Consider the following 17,545-nt stretch of genomic DNA (forward strand, 5'->3'; position numbering starts at 1 on the left):
TTTCCCCCTCCTTTAATAGTTAATATGTTTAACTATTAAAGGATAACGAGCTGACGGTATCATGTCAATATTCAGAATCAAATAAAAAAAGACAGTGCAGATTACACCGTCTTTAATGATTCCTTTTTTTCTTTTGCTTGTGAAGAGATATTTAACAGCGCTAAAAATACTGATACAATGCCGCAAAAAGCAGATAAAATGAAAATCAGCCAGCCCGCATTTGACATCAGTGCGGCAAATATCGGCGGTCCCGCCGCTACTCCGATAAACCGCATGCTGTTATAAAATGAGGTGATGGTTCCCGATTCCTCGTTGTCTACGCCTTCTGTGATGACAGCGTCTAAAGCCGGCAATGCCATTCCGATACCGATACCGCTGACACACAAGAAGATAAATAATAAATAAAAACTGTGATTCCACCACAGGCCGATAAATGACAGTGTCACGGCACTCATTCCGAAAACGATGCAAAACTTCATTTTGCCTTGGTCTTTCCCGATTTTTCTGCCTGCTATATACGAACTGACGGATAAAAATAAAAGCGGGATTGCCAAAAGCGCTCCTTTCGCCACACCGTCAATTCCGTACTTCTTCTCCAGCGAGTCTGATAAATAAAACAGAACCCCGAACAGCAAAAACATAATCACGCAGCCGATGATAAATACCGTAAAGAGCCAGCGGCCGTCACGCTTAAATATGTGACCCACATTTTTCACGAATTCGGAAATAGAAGGCACTTCTTTTTGCTTTTTTTCCGGCTTATCCACCATAAACAAAACGAGAAAAAAACTGATGAGCGAAAAAAACGGAATGAACCAAAACGGCATAAACCAGAACCAAGCAGCCAAGAGCGACCCGAGAATCGGACTTAGTACTTTCCCGGCTGTGTTTGACGTTTCAATGTCGCCGAGCCCCGCGGTAATCCGCTCATCATCACCCTTGAACAAATCACCGATAAACGGCATCACAACAGGAGCCGCCCCTGCCGAACCGATTCCCTGAAGCACCCGTCCCGCCAAGATAATGGGATATGGATGCTTGAACGCGGTCGAAGCTATCGCGGCAATCGCGCCGCCCGCACCGGCTATGAGAAGACAAGGCAGAAGGACCTTTTTTCTTCCGAATTTATCGGACAGATATCCGGCAATCGGAATACAAATAATCGCCACAATCGAATATACCGTTATAATTAACGATACTTGAAAAGACGATATGGACAGCTTCTTTTCAATCATCGGAAGGACAGGAATCAGCATCGAATTCCCGAGTGTCATGACGAGCGGTACAGAAGCCAAAGCAATGATATTTTTCGTTCCATTTTTCTTCTTACTCAACTTATTCACCCATTCACTATACTTGGTTGTTTCCTGTTTTATTGTGTCTTGCGGCAAACAAAGTATGTACGAACGGCGCAAATAAAAAAACAGACACATGACGCGTCTGTCTTAAAAACGTTTTCTGACAACATGAAAGCTGAACTTATCAGCCCGGAAATAATTTAATGAATACAGCACAGGCTCATCATGCTGATTATAGTGGGTTTGTTTCAGCAATAAAAGCGCCGTCTCCGGTTCGCACTCCAAAACCGGTGAAATCGTATCGTGGTATCCGATCGGTTCAATATCAGCAACGGCATAGCTGATCACAGATTCGGAGTTTTTTTCCAAGAGATCAAAAATGGATTCCTGTTCATGACAGAAAGAATTCGGCAGAATATCCATCGGAATCGTATCCAGACAGTAAACGACCGGAGTGCCGCTTGCCGTTCTCACGCGCTCCAAATAAAAAAGCTCCTGCTCAGGCTCAAGCCGGAATCTTGCGATATCTTCATCAGACGGTGTAATAACCTGAGACGACAAAAAAATCGTACCCGGCACCATGTTCGCTTGCTGAATCATTTTCGTCACACTGTTGAGCTGTTCAATACCTGAAAGAAACAGCGGTTTTGTATGGACGAAAGTGCCCACACCGTGCCTTCTGATAATCACATGCTCCTCTTCAAGGATACGTAAAGCTTCACGCAGAGTTGCCCGGCTGACACCCATCGATTTTGAAAGCTCAAATTCAGAAGGAAGCTTTTCCTTTTCGGTGTAAATTCCGTTTTGTATATCCTCTTTGATTCGCTCAATCACTTTTAAATACAAGTGACGATTGTCAGCTTTTGTAGACATGTTTCCCCTCCGTAAACCACTTTCATAAATTATTGAACAATTGGGACAACTATATCATGTTTTGATAAAAAAATAAATAGGAATGATTTTGGCGGTATCATTTTAAGCGAAAGCTCTCTCCTTTTTAAGAAGAGAGCTCATCATATTGTTCTTTTGATAATAGTACTTCCCTCGGTTTGCTTCCTTCATACGGGCCGACGACGCCCCGTTCCTCCATTGCGTCGATCAGACGCGCGGCCCTCGTGTATCCGATCCTGAACCGTCTTTGAAGCATGGAGACAGATGCCGTCTGCATGCCGATAATCAAATCGACCGCTTCGTCATACAGATCATCCGTCACTTCACTGTGTGTTTCCGCGGTTTCTTCCGGAATCATTTCTTCTTGGTACTGCGCTTTTTGCTGTGTGATGACATGATCTACGACATGCTCAACCTCTTCATCCGATAAAAATGCTCCCTGGACCCGCACAGGCTTATTCGCGCCTACAGGCAGAAACAGCATATCTCCGCGGCCGAGAAGCTTTTCAGCGCCGCCCATATCTAAAATCGTCCGTGAATCGGTCTGAGATGAGACGCTGAAGGCAATTCTCGACGGGATGTTGGCTTTAATCACTCCGGTAATGACATCGACTGAAGGCCGCTGTGTCGCGATAATCAAATGAATGCCTGCCGCCCGAGCCATCTGTGAAAGTCTCGTAATCGAATCTTCCACGTCGGAAGAAGCGACCATCATCAGATCGGCAAGCTCGTCAACGATGACGACGATGTACGGCAGTTCGGGCTGCTTTACTTCTTCTTCGGCATTTGACCGTTTGATATGGTCGTTATAGCCTTCTATATTTCTCGTGCCTGTATGGGAGAACAGTTCATAGCGCCGCTCCATCTCATTGACGACCTTTTTTAAAGCCTGTGAGGCCTTTTTCGGATCTGTCACGACCGGCGCAAGCAGATGAGGAATGCCGTTATACACATTCAGCTCAACCATTTTCGGGTCAATCATCATCATTTTCACTTCATGCGGTTTGGCTCGCATCAGGATACTCGTAATAATACCGTTGACACAGACGCTTTTCCCGCTTCCCGTGGCCCCAGCGACGAGCAGATGGGGCATTTTGTTCAGTTCGGCAAGCACTGCCTCCCCGGAAATGTTTCGCCCCAACCCGATCAGAAGCTTCGCATCCGGCTTGTCGTTGAGCTTGGATTCAAGCACTTCTTTTAACGAAACCATCGCAACTTCAGCGTTCGGCACCTCGATGCCGATTGCTGATTTCCCCGGAATCGGCGCTTCTATCCGGATATCCTTCGCGGCAAGCGCGAGTGCGAGGTCATCACTCAGATTCACGATTTTACTGACTTTGACCCCAACGTCCGGATAGACCTCATATTTTGTGACCGCCGGACCGAGATGAACCTGCGTCACTTTCGCCTTTACGCCGAAGCTTTGAAAAGTCCGTTCGAGTTTTCTTGCATTCTCGTAAATGTTCTTCTTATCTGTCTGCTGGCCTGTATGTTTCGGGTCAGCCAGAATGTCCAATGAAGGCATTTGGTAATCCTTATTTTCAAGCTCTGTAAACGTCATGGGCGGAGCCGCAGCCGCCGGTTCGTCACTGTCTTGAGCGGCGCCGGAGGGCTCTTCTTTTACCATTTGAGCCGTCTCCTGCGTCTCTTCAGAAATCACCGGTTCGTCACGCTTCTCCTGACGGTCTGAGAAGCTTGAAATAATCGGCTCTGAATGGATGAGCGGCGTAATGATTTCCTCATCCTCTTCTTCTTGCTCAGGCACTTCTTTTTTCTTTTGAACCCGTTTTTGTTTTTTGCCCGATTTGGTTTTTGTTTTCGGCGAAGACATATTCGTTCTGACCGTTTTCATATCCTCAAGAAATGCCTGCCATTGACCGCGGATAAACCGGCCGACGGGGCTCGTCCACTTTTTGAGCGTTTCCTGCAGTGAACGCCCCGTTACAAGAATCAGCCCCATTAAGATCAGCACGATCGCCATGATCTGTGAACCCGTTGATGCAAATAAAAAGTGGGAAGCTGCAAACAGTACCGCGCCGATCATACCGCCGCCCAAATCAGGCGAGGCGGCCTGCTGTTTCATATCCATCATAAACAGCTCCCACGTGTTGCCGATGACACTTGCGGACCGAATCGACCCGTGATGAGACAGATTTTTAAAGAGCTGTACGTGAGACAGCAGCAAAATACTGGCGATAATACAGTACAATCCGGCTTTCCTTCTCGTTAAAAGACTTGGACTCTTCTTTTTCCAAAACAGCGAAATTCCCAGAAGGAAGAGCGCAATTAAGCATAAAATAAACCACTCTCCAGCAAAAAAACGGAACAAGTACACAAATGTCTGTCCCACAACGCCGAGCTGCAAAACAGCAATAATCGAGATTGCAACGCAGAGCAGTCCGCTTAGTTCGTATTTTAGATTGAGCTTACTCTCTTGTTTCTTTTTAGATTTCCGTTTTTTCTTTGCCACACTCATCACCTTACTGCGTTAAAAAATGTAAAATCATACATCATGAAGAAAAGCAGCCTTTTACCGGCTGCGTTTTCTGTAGGATTCCCCTATTATAGCATATTTTGCCCCCGAGAAACGGACTGAATGCCAGTTAGATTTTCAACTTGATTTTTTGCCCCGGAGCGATGTCCGGATTCAGAAAATCCATCGGGTTCGTACTTAAAATCTGTACGACTTCAGCTTCATTTCCCTTCATTTCGACTAACAGCGGCACACCGGCATAGTCTACCTGTTCATGCGCGCTTTGCTCTCTTTCCTGACCGTAAACGACTTCTTGAGGCATGACGGTATAAAGGATCATTGAATCATCATTCCTTCCTCGCCCTTTCGTTCTTCAATCAGCTGATTCAGCTTTTTTATCGCCTGTCCGACGCCGCCGACCGCATCAATTAATCCGTAATCAGCCGCATCTTTTCCGACTACGTTCGTTCCGATGTCCCTGGTCAGGTTTCCTTTTGAAAACATCAGTTCTTTGAATTTTTCTTCGGAAATATTTGAATGATGGGTCACAAAGTTGACGACCCGCTCCTGCATTTTGTCCAAGTATTCAAATGTTTGCGGAACCCCGATAACCAGACCTGTAAGCCGAACGGGGTGAATGGTCATAGTCGCTGTTTCCGCGATAAAACTATGATCACATGACACGGCGATCGGCACACCTATCGAGTGTCCCCCGCCGAGTACGATTGAAACGGTCGGTTTTGACAAAGATGCGAGCATCTCTGCAATCGCAAGCCCCGCTTCCACATCACCGCCGACGGTGTTTAAGATAATCAGAAGTCCTTCAATTTTCGGATTTTGCTCAATGGCGACGATTTGCGGAATGACGTGTTCATATTTGGTTGTTTTATTTTGCGGCGGCAGCTGGACATGCCCCTCAATTTGGCCGATGATTGTCAGACAGTGAATATTGGTATCTTGAGACATTTGAGGCAGAGATGTCTCTCCCAGCTGCTGAATTTTGCTCATAATGCTGTCTTTCGCATCTGATTTTTCGGGCTGCTGTTCTTCGGTGTTTTCCATACGATGATCCATTTTATCTTCACCCTTTCCGAATGTCTCTTTGTATTATGAACAAAGAAGCGGGTTTCCATCCGGGAGATGAACAAAAACAAAGCCGGAGCATCATGCGCTCCGGCTTTTGTGTCCATTATACTTCCATAATGATCGGAATGATCATCGGCTTGCGTTTTGTTTTTTCATAAAGGAATTGGTTCAGCGCATCGCGCATGGCTTGTTTCAGCGTGGACCATTCTACGGCGGATGTTTCCGTCGCTTCTGTCACGATTGAGCGGACGAGCTCAGTAGCTTGTACAATTAAGCCTTCTGATTCTCTGACATATACGAAACCGCGCGTAATGATTTCAGGACCCGATACGAGGTTCTTTTTCTGCTTATCAAGCGTAATCACGACAATGAGAATGCCGTCTTGTGACAATAAGCGGCGGTCTCGCAGCACGATGTTGCCGATGTCGCCGACACCTAGGCCGTCAATCAGAACGTTTCCGTACGTGACTTTATCCCCGATTTTCACATTCTGACCGCGGAATTCAACGACGTCGCCTTTTTCAATTAAGAAAATGTCGCTGCGTTTCATGCCGATTTCTTCAGCGATTTTGGAATGCGCTTTTTGCATTCTGAATTCACCGTTAACCGGAATTAAATATTTCGGTTTTAACAAATTAAGCATGAGTTTTAATTCTTCCTGCGAACCGTGACCGGACACATGCACGCGTTTTTGGGCGAAAATGACTTGAGCCCCGGCGCGGACAAGCTGGTTGACGGTTTTGGAATATACCAATTCATGTCCCGGAATCGGTGTTGATGCAATGACAACGGTATCTCCTTCTTCAATGTTAAGCTGCTTGTGCGCCTGCTTGGCCATCCGCGTAAGAGCGGCTAACGGCTCACCATGGCTTCCGGCTGTAACAATTGCCACTTCCCGTTTCGGATATTTTTTGACATCCTGCACCGGAATGAACAATTCATCTTCTGCTTCAATATAGCCGAGCTTGCGCGCAAGCTGAAGCACGTTTTGCAGGTTTTTTCCGGCGATTGCAAGTTTGCGGCCGTTCTGGGCGGCAGCCTGAATCACTTGCTGAATCCGGTTGATATTAGACGCGAATACGGCAACGATGACGCGGTTGTCTGAATTGTACATCGCATCGGAAATTTCACCGCTTACATGTGCTTCTGACGGAGTATATCCCGGGCGCTCCGCATTGGCGCTGTCAGAAAGCAGGGCAAGCACACCGCCGTTTCCGATTTTGGCGATTTCGCCGATATCACATGATTGGTGATAAGCAGGTGTCTGGTCAAATTTGAAGTCTCCCGTGCATACAATAGAGCCAAGTGATGTTTTAAAGCTGACTCCCACTGAATCCGGAATGCTGTGGATCGTTTTAAAGAACGATACTTTTGTTGATTCAAATGTAATGACTGATTTGGAGTGAACTTCACGTAAATCAGCTTTTCGATTATGCCCGTACTGCTTGAGTTTTTCTCTCAGCAAAGCAAGCGTTAGCTTCGTTCCGTATACCGGCACCGACAGCTTGTTCAATAAATAAAAGACGCCTCCGATGTTTTCATCGTGTCCGTGTGTCAGAAAAATGGCCTTCACGCGGTCAGCCCGTTCTACCAAGTAAGAAATATCCGGAATCACGACATCAATACCGAGCATTTCATTTTCAGGGTGCATGAGCCCCGCATCTACTACAAATATGTCCGAGTCAATTTCAATGACATATAGGTTCTTCCCAATTTCTCCGACACCGCCAAGGGCGATAATTCTGACGTTTTCTGTATTTTTCTTTTTCAAAATCTGTATCCTCCTAGTCTCATACCCGTCCATCATCACTTGTTCCTATTATAACTGATATCAATTTTAGAAAACAAGAAGAAGCGGAAGGTTTAGGGAAAACCAATATGTAGACAAAACGGTCAAACTCACGATAAAAATGAGAATGACCGCGTATTTTAACTGTATAAATTTTTTCTTACAGTTCGCTGATGACGCTGCTCAGGCTCAGGCGCTCATCTTCATTCAGCGGAATAAGAGGAAGACGCACAGATCCGACATCAAGGCCTTTCAGCTGAAGCGCCGTTTTGACCGGAGCCGGATTAGGCGCTTTAAAGAGCTCCTTCATGATCGGGAGAAGCTTCTGATGAATCAGTGCCGCGGTTGCCGTCTGCCCGTTTGTATAGTTTTTAATCATTTGCTGCATGTCAGAACCTACAATATGGCTGGCCACTGACACGACTCCTCTTCCGCCGACTGCGAGGATAGGAAGGGTTAACCCGTCATCACCTGAATAGACGTAAAAATCTTCCGGTGTTTCGGCGATGATTTTCGTAATCGCGTCAAGATCACCGCTCGCTTCTTTAATCGCAGAGATATTCGGAATCTCCGCAAGTCTGATGGCCGTTTCCGGCGCAAGCGAAGCGACCGTTCTGCCCGGCACGTTGTAAAGCATAACAGGAAGAGACGTTTCTTCAGCTATGGCTTTAAAATGACGGTACATGCCCTCTTGGGAAGGCTTATTATAATAAGGCGTGACAAGCATAACGCAATCGACGCCGGCTTCTTCAGCTTTTTTTGTCAGTTTGATGGAGTCTTTCGTATTGTTGCTTCCCGTACCCGCAATAACAGGCACGCGTCCGTTCACTTCTTTGACTGTAAATTCAAAGAGTGCAATTTTTTCTTCCGTTGAAAGTGTCGGAGATTCGCCGGTCGTCCCTGCGACGACTAAAGAATCCGTGCCGTTTTTCAACAAATAGTCGATTAATGTAGACAGTTTTTGAAAGTCTACATTCCCTTTACTGTCAAAAGGGGTAATCATCGCTGTAGAAATATTTCCGACATTCATTTTTTTCACCTCATCATGATTCAATCACATTTACTTTGAAAGTTCAAACACTTCATGCAGCGCATTTACGGCCGTTACCATATCTTTTTCATGAACGAGCACCCAGATCGTCGTATGGCTGTCGGCGGATTGCAGAATCGGAATGCCTTTATCTGAAAGTGCGGAGACGATTTTTGACGTAACACCCGGCACACCCATTATTCCGGCACCGACCGCTGACACTTTCGCACAGCTTTCCGTCACTGTCGGTTCATAGCCTAATTCGGCCAAAATGCTGCGCGCGGCTTCCGTTTTACTGCCGGCTACGGTATAAACGATTTCACTCGGCGTAATGTTAAAGAAATCTACGCTGATGCCGGCGTTCGCCATTGCTTTAAAGACTTCTGTCTGAACATTGTATTGCCCCATTTTGGCGGGAACTTTAAATTGCGTTACGTCTTTTACATGAGCAATCCCCGTGATCAGCCGTTCGAACACATCGCTGCCGACGTTAGACGAATGATGGGACGTCACCAGAGTTCCTTTTTCTTTTGAATAAGTCGAACGCACGCGGATCGGCACCTTTGCCTGCATGGCGATTTCCACCGCGCGCGGGTGAATGACTTTCGCGCCCTGATAGGCTAGGTTGCAGATTTCCGTATATGTGACATTCGGAAGCGGCTTAGCATTTTCCACGATTCTCGGATCAGCTGTCATGACGCCTTCCACGTCCGTAAAAATGTCGATAAACTCAGCATCAACCGCCGCGCCGAGCGCCGCTGCTGATGTATCGCTTCCTCCTCTGCCGATCGTCGTCGTGTCGCCTTTTTCAGTCGCTCCCTGAAATCCTGCCACAACGACGGCATCATGGCTGGCGAGTGTCGCGAACAGCCGCTCTGTTTTCATTTCTATAATCTTGGCGTCAGTATGCTGGGCATTGGTTAAAAAGCCGGCCTGGGCTCCTGTTAAAGCTGCGGCTTTTATGCCGTTTTCCTTCAGCATGCTGGTAAAAACAACAGACGAAATCGTTTCTCCGCAAGACAGAAGCATATCCTGCTCTCTCGGAGAAATGTCGGACTGGCTGCCGTAAAGAAGCCCGATCAAAGAATCCGTCGCGTACGGGTCTCCTTTTCTTCCCATCGCCGATACGACAACGACAACTTTATATCCTTCACTGATGGCATCTTTAATGTGTTCTAACGCAAGCTTGCGGCCTTTGTCATCTTTTACGGATGTTCCGCCGAATTTTTGAACAATGATTTTCACTATTTTCACTCCAAATTAGTCTGACGTAACAGAAGAGAGCAGGCAGAGCCTTACTCTCTTCTGTTCGCCTATAGAAAATACGTTTGTTTTATACGAGGTTCAGTTTTTGCAGGCTTTCCGCAATTTGAACTGAGTTCCAAGCGGCGCCTTTTAACAGGTTATCAGAAACAACCCACAAATGAAAACCGTTTGCTCTATCCAAATCTTTACGGATTCTTCCTACAAATACATCCCGTTTGCCGACGCAATCAGCAGGCATCGGGTAAAGCTGCTCCGCCGGATCATCCTGAAGCGTAACACCCGGAGCCTCTTCTAAAAGCTGTTTAATGTCTTCCACGGTTGCGTCATCACGGTCAAGCTCAATGTAAACAGATTCTGAGTGGCCTGTTTCAATCGGCAGTCTGACACATGTCGCAGCCACTTCCAGCTTCGGCATATGCATGATTTTTTTCGTTTCATTAATCATTTTCATTTCCTCAAACGTATAGCCGTTATCTTGGAATTTATCAATTTGCGGAATGGCGTTAAAAGCGATTTGATAATGCTTTTTGTCCCCTTTAACCGGCATAATGGACGGTTCTGCAGGCTCATTGTTTAAAATCGCCTTCGTCTGGCTGTACAGTTCTTTCGCCGCTTCATTGCCGGCTCCGGACACAGCTTGGTAAGTAGATACAATGACTTTTTGCAAGCCGTATGCTTTGCGGATCGGTTCAAGCGCCGCCACCATCTGAATCGTTGAACAGTTAGGGTTGGCGATAATGCCGTTATGTTTATGCAGATCACCTTCGTTCACCTCAGGCACTACAAGCGGTGTATTTTCATCCATGCGGAATGCGCTGGTATTGTCAATTACGATGGCTCCCCGTTTTACAGCCTCAGGCGCCAGGCTTTGTGATACGCTTCCGCCGGCGCTGAATAGCGCGATATGAACGCCTTCGAAGCTTTCCGGAACAGCTTCCTGCACTGTATACTCTTCGCCTTTAAACGTTACTTTCGTACCAGCAGAACGCTTTGAGGATAGTAGTGTGAGTGTTTCGATTTCAAAGTTTCTGTCTTCCAATGTTTTCAGCATTTGCTGCCCTACGGCTCCCGTCGCTCCGACAACTGCTACGTGTAATCCTCTTCCCATCTGTAAAACTCCTTCCGCCAATTAAGCATCATTTGTTGAATTGACTTTGCATTTTACGTTTTATTTTACCATAGAATAGTCACGGATTGACCGAATTTTTTTATTCCGGAATGATTTTATGTGTCTTGATTTTTTATTACTGATGCTGTACAAGCACAGGCTGAACCTGCTGATGCAAAAGCGCTTTTTCTACCGTAATCGGAAGGAGATCCATTCTGGCGACAAGAGATGTCGGTTTTCTCACGTGGTCATCCTGGCCGAATGGGATGAAAAATATGTTTTTTGCGGACATCAGCCTCATTAAATTCGTTCCGTTTAAACCGAGGCCGTCATTTGTCGAAATGCCGAGCACGACCGGGCGGCTGTTGCGGATCGTGGCTTTCGCAGCCATAAGGACGGGGCTGTCAGTCATCGCATTTGCGAGTTTGCTCATTGAGTTTCCGGTTAAGGGGGCGATGACCATGCAGTCGAGCGGAAGTTTCGGCCCGAGAGGCTCCGCTTTTACGATGGAATCAATTACCTCAAAACCTGTTGTTTCTTCAATTTTTCTGACCCAATCTCCCCCCTCTCCAAAGCGCGTATCGGTCGATTGGACGGTCGACGTCACAATCGGCCGGACTTCAGCCCCTTGTCTGACAAGTGCTTCTATTTGCGGAAAAACCTCCTCATATGTGCAATGTGAGCCGGTTAATCCGAATCCGATTCTTTTCCCATTCAGAGACATGGCTAATTCCCCTCTTTCTTTAAGTCTGCCAAAAGCTTGCTCAATACGTTCGCAATAATCTGTCCGGCTGTTTTCGGAGCCACAATTCCCGGAAGACCCGGAGCAAGCAGCGCTTTAATGCCCTGTTTTTCAGCATATTTGAAATCCGTTCCGCCCGGACGGGATGCTAAATCCAAAATCAAGGTCTTCGGCGTCATGCGCGATAAAACGCTTTGATTCAGAATCAGACTCGGTACGGTGTTAATACAAATATCAATATCATTTACATGATCAGTAAGTTCTTCAATTTGAAAAGGAGAAAGCCCCATTTCCGATATACGGGCCAAATGAGCCGAACTCCGCGCGCCCACTTTTACCTTCGCTCCTAACGCTGCAAACGTCCGGGCGATCGTCATACCGGTGCGCCCCATGCCGAGAACGGCGACATTTGACCCGTGAATGGTATAATCCGTATGCTGAATCGCCATCATGATTGTCCCTTCAACTGTGGGAATCGAGTTGAATATCGCGATGTCATCCCGCTCAAATAATTTAACAAGCTTGCGGCCGGCTTCGCTGGCGATGCCCTCAAGGTATGCATTAGAGATGCCTGAATAAATCACGCAATGCTCCGGTGTCTGCTCAAGGTAGCTCTGCTTTAATACCACTTCTTCATTTGAAAAAACCGTTGAGACAATGCCTTCTCCGGTCGTTGCCGATACAGGCAGGATGATACTGTCTATTTTCGGAAATGGAATCTCATCAATTTTACATTTGACGGTTCCTGTAAAACCGTCATCCAATTGGTCAAATCCTGCAAGATAAATATCGGCATGCTGTTCTGTCAGCTTCCTTATAATCTCAAGCTGTCTTGCGTCACCGCCAATAATCGCAATTGTCAATCCGGTTAACATTTGAAACGTTCACCTTCTTTACAGTTACTGGATCTTTTAAGTGTCATCCTCCTCTTCATCGTATGTGCAAAGAGAAAGGGCGGTGAATGTACAGCGTCTTTTTCATAAAAAAAGCACCGGCTCTTTGAGCCGGTGCTTGCGAAAAATGAATACAGTCTACTCTTCAGGAGGAGTGATCTCCCCGGGAACGTCTAAAATGATCATGTCTGACCCGATTTTTTGAATATGGTTCCAGGGGACACGGATGTCGTGGCCTTGTTTTCGCAATCCAAACCATTTTACCGTCGGGATCAACAGCGCGGTAATTTGCCCGTCCTGTTCATTAATTTCCAAATCAGTCTGGCCGAGCACACCGAGCCGCTCCGCCCGTTTAATGTCTACAATTTCTTTACCTGACAGTTCACTGAGCCTCATGATAGCCACCCCCTTGTACTATATGATTCCGGGCAAAAAAAAATGCCTGCCCCCCTAGAGAGGCAGACTTCCCGTTTAAGATGAGGCCGGCATATTTCCGGTCGGACTGATGAGCGATAATGCGTAATCATCCGTAAATAATCGGCGGCTGAGACCGTTGACGCTTTCCAGGCTGACTGCATTTAATTCAGCGATAATTTCATCCATCGTCTTATGCTTTCTGAGCAGAAGTTCGTTTTTCCCGTTCCGGCTCATTTTGCTGTTTGTGCTTTCTAAGCTGAGCATTAAACTTCCCTTCATTTGCTCTTTGCTGTTTTCCAGTTCTTTCGGGGTAATGCCGTCACGTTTTAACACCGATAACGTTTCTTGAATGGTTTCAGACAGAAGATCGAGCTGATTGGCGCCGGTGCCTCCGTAAATCGTCAGCATACCGCTGTCTTCATAAGAACTGTGATAGCTGTATACAGAATAAGCCAGTCCTTTATCTTCACGCACATCCTGGAAAAGACGGCTGCTCATGCTTCCGCCCAGCACATTGTTTAAAACGATTAAATCGTAAACATCCGGATCTCCGACTTTCAGACCTTTGAAACCAAGGCAGAGGTGCGCCTGTTCCGTGTCTTTTTTTCTGGTGAGCTTTTCATAATGAAACTCAGGCTCGCTGATGCCGCTAGCTTTGCCCTTCGCTTCGTATGTACCGAACCATTTCTCCACGTCTTTAATGAATTGTTCCGTAACATTTCCGGCGACAGAAATGACGACGCGGTCCGGTGTGTAAAAGTCATCCATATGCTGTCTGAGAGAATCGCCGTTAAACGATGAAAGGGTTTCCTCCGTCCCGAGAATCGGGTAGCCGAGCGAATGATTGCCGTATGTCGCTTTGCTCAGCAGATCGTGGACAATGTCGTCCGGCGCGTCTTCGTACATTTTGATTTCTTCATATACGACGTTCTTTTCTTTTTTGAGTTCATCTTCGTCAAAAGCAGAATGAAAGAACATATCAGCCAGCACATCAAGTGCGTAGTTGGCATGCTCATCCAGCACTTTGGCGTAATAACACGTATATTCTTTTGAAGTGAAGGCATTCACTTGGCCGCCTATCCGATCGAAGGATTCTGCGATTTCCCGTGCGGACCTGGTATTTGTTCCTTTAAAAAACATATGCTCGAGAAAGTGCGAAATACCGTTTGTATCCGGCGTTTCATGGCGTGATCCCGTTCCGATCCAGACGCCGATTGCCACAGACCGCACCGTTGGATTATTTTCAAGCACAACTCTTACACCGTTTTGGCATGTATAGCGTTTTATCAAGTTTGTTCCTCCTATTCAAAGACAGGCAAACTGCCGCCTGCTACTTCATCAGCCTGTTTTCATCCATTAAGTCAGACACCGAGCCGAGCGCATAGCCTTTTTCTTTGATTTTTGTAATCAGTGTTTCCAGGCTTTTCGCAGTCGGATCAGTCGGATGCATTAAAATCATGGCTCCGTTATGTATTTTGCTCAACACCCTTGTTTGTAAAACAGCCGGAGACGGTTTTTGCCAGTCTATGGTGTCAACGGTCCACATGATGGTGCCCATTCCTTTTTCCGCCGCAAGGTCGACCACAGCTTTTCTGAAGCTGCCGCTTGGCGGCGCAAACCATTTCGGCTTCATGCCGAGCGTCTCGCTGATTTGTGCATTGGTTTTGTCAAGCTGTTCGGAAATGCTTCCTGAAGTCAGTTTGCTCATATCAGGGTGATTGTATGAATGATTTCCGATTTCGTGTCCGTCTGCCGCTATTTTTTTCCCAAGTTCCTGATTGTTTTTTAGCCATTTCCCTTCAAGAAAGAAAGTTGCTTTGACCTGATGCTGTTTCAGAATAGGCAGCATTTGCTCCACGTATTCATTTCCCCAGGCGACATTTATCAGGAAAGCGACCATCGGTTTATCGGGATTTCCTTTATAAATGGGTTCGGGCGCAAGAGAATCGAGATGGACTTTCGGTTTTACCTGCTCATAGACAAGATCATCTTCATGAAATTCTCCATCCTTTTTCATTTGTTTATAGGATTTTTCCACATTGACCTTTAAACCGTTATATCCTGGTATACTCTTCCATATTTTATCAATTCTCGCATCTTGCGGCTTCACTTCATACTCCGGCGCTTTTTGCAGCAATTCCTCATAAAGCGGATCTTTTGATGCTGACACAGTCACTGCGTCTTTTTTCATTGCGTCTATGTAATCAACTGTATACGGGTTTTTTATCATTTCAAACGAAACAAAAAAAAGAAATAAAAAAACGGCAAACGGCACGAATTTTTTCAACATGTCCTTCCCCCCTCATCACACATTATGTATAAAGAGGACAAGGTAGAACCCGCTGTTGTCTTTCTCAAAATAAAGAAGCCGGGTCTCCCAGGCTCCTTGTTAGGTTTTCATTTAAGATTGTTGTTGTTCCTGCTCTTTTTCTTTCTCTTCGCGCAGCACTGCTTTACGCGACAGGTTGACACGTCCCTGTTTATCAATTTCCGTTACCTTCACAAGGATTTCGTCACCGATTTTCACAACATCCTCAACCTTGCCGACCCGTTCGAGCGCAAGTTCAGAGATGTGAACGAGACCGTCTTTTCCGCTGAAGATTTCAACGAAAGCGCCGAATTTCTCAATCCGTTTGACTTTACCGAGGTAAAGCTGGCCTACTTCGACTTCTCTGACAAGATCTTCGATGATTTTTTTCGCTTTTTGGTTGCTGCTTTCATCAGTAGAAGAAATAAAAATGGTGCCGTCTTGTTCAATGTCAATTTTAACACCGGTATCTTCAATGATTTTGTTGATTTGTTTGCCGCTCGGCCCGATAACGTCACGGATTTTATCCGGATTGATTGTCATCGTTAAAATTTTCGGTGCATATTGAGAAAGTTCTTTTCTTGATTCACCAAGCGTGCTGAGCATGCTGTTCAGGATTTCCATTCTTCCTTTTTTCGCCTGCTGAAGCGCTTCTTCAAGGATTTCTCTTGAAAGGCCTTCGATTTTAATGTCCATTTGCAGCGCTGTTACGCCTTTTTCCGTACCGGCTACTTTAAAGTCCATGTCACCGAGGGCATCTTCCATTCCTTGAATATCCGTTAATACTGTGTAGTACTCGCCTGATTTCACAAGTCCCATCGCGATACCTGCAACAGGCGCTTTAATCGGAACACCGGCGTCCATCATGGCAAGCGTGCTCGCGCAAATGCTGGCCTGTGAAGTGGAACCGTTTGATTCAAGCACTTCGGATACGAGGCGAACCGTATACGGGAAGTCTTTTTCATTCGGAATGACCGGCTCAAGCGCACGCTCTCCAAGAGCCCCGTGACCGATCTCACGGCGTCCCGGTCCGCGCATCGGGCCTGTCTCCCCTACGCTGAATTGCGGGAAGTTATAATGATGCATAAACCGTTTTGATTCTTCCACGCCTAAACCGTCAAGAATCTGAACGTCGCCAAGAGCGCCTAATGTACATACGCTGAGCGCCTGGGTCTGTCCTCTCGTAAACAGCCCTGAGCCATGCGTTCTCGGCAGAAGGCCGACTTCTGAAGAAAGCGGGCGGATTTGATCGACGCCGCGGCCGTCAGGACGGACTTTTTCTTCTGTGATCAAACGGCGCACTTCGTTTTTCACAAGTTTAGACAGTGTCTGTTTCACTTTTTTGATCGTATCTTCATCGTGCTCTTCTTCTTCAAATTTCGCGACGACTGCATCTTTCACTTTACTGATCGCATCTTCGCGCGCATGCTTTTCATGAACTTGAATGGCGCTGAGCAGATCCGGCTCCGCAAGACTTTTCACTTTCTCGCTGAGCTCTGCATCAATTTCATACAGTGCGATTTCCGTTTTTTCTTTGCCGACTGCCGCAACAATTTCTTCTTGGAAAGCGATCAGGCGCTTAATTTCTTCGTGGCCGAACATAATCGCTTCAAGCATGATTTCCTCAGGAACTTCATCCGCTCCCGCTTCCACCATGTTGATGGCGTCTTTTGTGCCTGCAACGATAAGGTTAATATCACTTTTTTCAAGCTGGTCAACCGTCGGATTGATGATGAACTCCCCGTCAATGCGGCCTACCGTCACACCCGCAATCGGGCCTTCAAACGGAATATCGGAAACGCAAAGAGCGAGTGATGAACCGAACATTGCAGCCATTTCAGATGAGCAGTTTTGATCGACACTCATGACAATGCTGATGACCTGTACTTCGTTACGGAATCCGTCTGCGAAAAGCGGGCGGATCGGGCGGTCAATCAGACGGCTGGCTAAAACGGCCTTTTCACTCGGACGGCCTTCTCTTTTAATAAAGCCGCCCGGAATTTTACCGACTGCGTATAATCTTTCTTCATAATTAACGGTAAGCGGGAAAAAATCTAGCGGTTTCGGTTCTTTTGATGCGGTTGCTGTGCTGAGCACTGCGGTATCGCCGTAGCGGACCATAACAGCGCCGTTTGCCTGTTTGGCAAGCTGGCCGGTTTCTACTGTAAGCTGTCTGCCGGCCCAATCTATGGTAAAGACATGTTTCTCTTGTCCCATTCGATTACGAGCTCCTCTCTTAATGTG

At 46.5% G+C, this 17,545-nt stretch carries 15 protein-coding genes; all 15 read right to left on the minus strand.

Annotated elements, in window-relative coordinates; genetic code table 11:
• Positions 1–101 precede the first annotated feature (101 nt).
• The 15 genes from AC1DN5_RS04965 to pnp all read right to left on the minus strand — a co-directional run bounded on the left by AC1DN5_RS04965 (position 102) and on the right by pnp (position 17,518).
• Entirely contained in the window at positions 102–1,334 is a 1,233-nt protein-coding gene (locus AC1DN5_RS04965) for an MFS transporter (RefSeq protein ID WP_016936072.1), read from the minus strand.
• A 111-nt stretch (positions 1,335–1,445) separates the two neighbouring features.
• Positions 1,446–2,171, minus strand: coding sequence for a GntR family transcriptional regulator (locus AC1DN5_RS04970; protein WP_016936073.1), 726 nt, complete (start codon positions 2,169–2,171; stop codon positions 1,446–1,448).
• 124 nt (positions 2,172–2,295) lie between these two features.
• Entirely contained in the window at positions 2,296–4,659 is a 2,364-nt protein-coding gene (locus AC1DN5_RS04975) for an FtsK/SpoIIIE family DNA translocase (RefSeq protein WP_366969382.1), read from the minus strand.
• Positions 4,660–4,792: 133 nt separating this feature from the next.
• Positions 4,793–5,002 (minus strand): YlzJ-like family protein, encoded by a 210-nt coding sequence (locus AC1DN5_RS04980; RefSeq protein ID WP_016936075.1) that lies wholly within the window; start codon positions 5,000–5,002, stop codon positions 4,793–4,795.
• On the minus strand, positions 4,999–5,736 hold the full coding sequence (locus tag AC1DN5_RS04985) for a ClpP family protease (protein WP_047474942.1): 738 nt from the start codon (positions 5,734–5,736) through the stop codon (positions 4,999–5,001). Before AC1DN5_RS04985 ends, AC1DN5_RS04980 begins: the two co-directional genes overlap by 4 nt.
• A 115-nt stretch (positions 5,737–5,851) precedes the next feature.
• Complete coding sequence (gene rnjB / locus AC1DN5_RS04990; protein WP_016936077.1) at positions 5,852–7,519, minus strand: ribonuclease J2; 1,668 nt, start codon at positions 7,517–7,519, stop codon at positions 5,852–5,854.
• 178 nt (positions 7,520–7,697) lie between these two features.
• The gene (gene dapA, locus AC1DN5_RS04995) at positions 7,698–8,567 is read right to left on the minus strand and encodes a 4-hydroxy-tetrahydrodipicolinate synthase (protein WP_003154166.1); all 870 of its coding nucleotides are present in this window, start codon (positions 8,565–8,567) and stop codon (positions 7,698–7,700) included.
• A gap of 30 nt (positions 8,568–8,597) precedes the next feature.
• Positions 8,598–9,812, minus strand: coding sequence for an aspartate kinase (gene dapG, locus AC1DN5_RS05000; protein WP_366969384.1), 1,215 nt, complete (start codon positions 9,810–9,812; stop codon positions 8,598–8,600).
• Between the two features lie 88 nt (positions 9,813–9,900).
• Positions 9,901–10,941, minus strand: coding sequence for an aspartate-semialdehyde dehydrogenase (gene asd / locus AC1DN5_RS05005; RefSeq protein WP_064778922.1), 1,041 nt, complete (start codon positions 10,939–10,941; stop codon positions 9,901–9,903).
• Positions 10,942–11,077: 136 nt separating this feature from the next.
• Positions 11,078–11,665, minus strand: a complete 588-nt coding sequence (gene dpaB, locus AC1DN5_RS05010) for a dipicolinate synthase subunit B (protein ID WP_099744055.1) — start codon at positions 11,663–11,665, stop codon at positions 11,078–11,080.
• Between the two features lie 2 nt (positions 11,666–11,667).
• Positions 11,668–12,558 carry a dipicolinic acid synthetase subunit A gene (gene dpaA / locus AC1DN5_RS05015; protein WP_016936081.1) on the minus strand — a complete coding sequence of 297 codons (891 nt, stop codon included), beginning with the start codon at positions 12,556–12,558 and terminating at the stop codon, positions 11,668–11,670.
• Between the two features lie 156 nt (positions 12,559–12,714).
• Positions 12,715–12,972, minus strand: coding sequence for a YlmC/YmxH family sporulation protein (locus AC1DN5_RS05020; RefSeq protein ID WP_003154176.1), 258 nt, complete (start codon positions 12,970–12,972; stop codon positions 12,715–12,717).
• Between the two features lie 75 nt (positions 12,973–13,047).
• Positions 13,048–14,283: a M16 family metallopeptidase gene (locus AC1DN5_RS05025; RefSeq protein WP_016936082.1), complete on the minus strand. Its 1,236-nt coding sequence runs from the start codon at positions 14,281–14,283 to the stop codon at positions 13,048–13,050.
• A 40-nt stretch (positions 14,284–14,323) separates the two neighbouring features.
• The gene (locus AC1DN5_RS05030) at positions 14,324–15,283 is read right to left on the minus strand and encodes a polysaccharide deacetylase family protein (RefSeq protein WP_016936083.1); all 960 of its coding nucleotides are present in this window, start codon (positions 15,281–15,283) and stop codon (positions 14,324–14,326) included.
• A gap of 111 nt (positions 15,284–15,394) precedes the next feature.
• Positions 15,395–17,518 carry a polyribonucleotide nucleotidyltransferase gene (pnp, locus tag AC1DN5_RS05035; RefSeq protein WP_016936084.1) on the minus strand — a complete coding sequence of 708 codons (2,124 nt, stop codon included), beginning with the start codon at positions 17,516–17,518 and terminating at the stop codon, positions 15,395–15,397.
• Between the last annotated feature and the right edge of the window lie 27 nt (positions 17,519–17,545).

The sequence above is a fragment of the Bacillus sp. 01N42_2 genome (assembly GCF_056399565.1).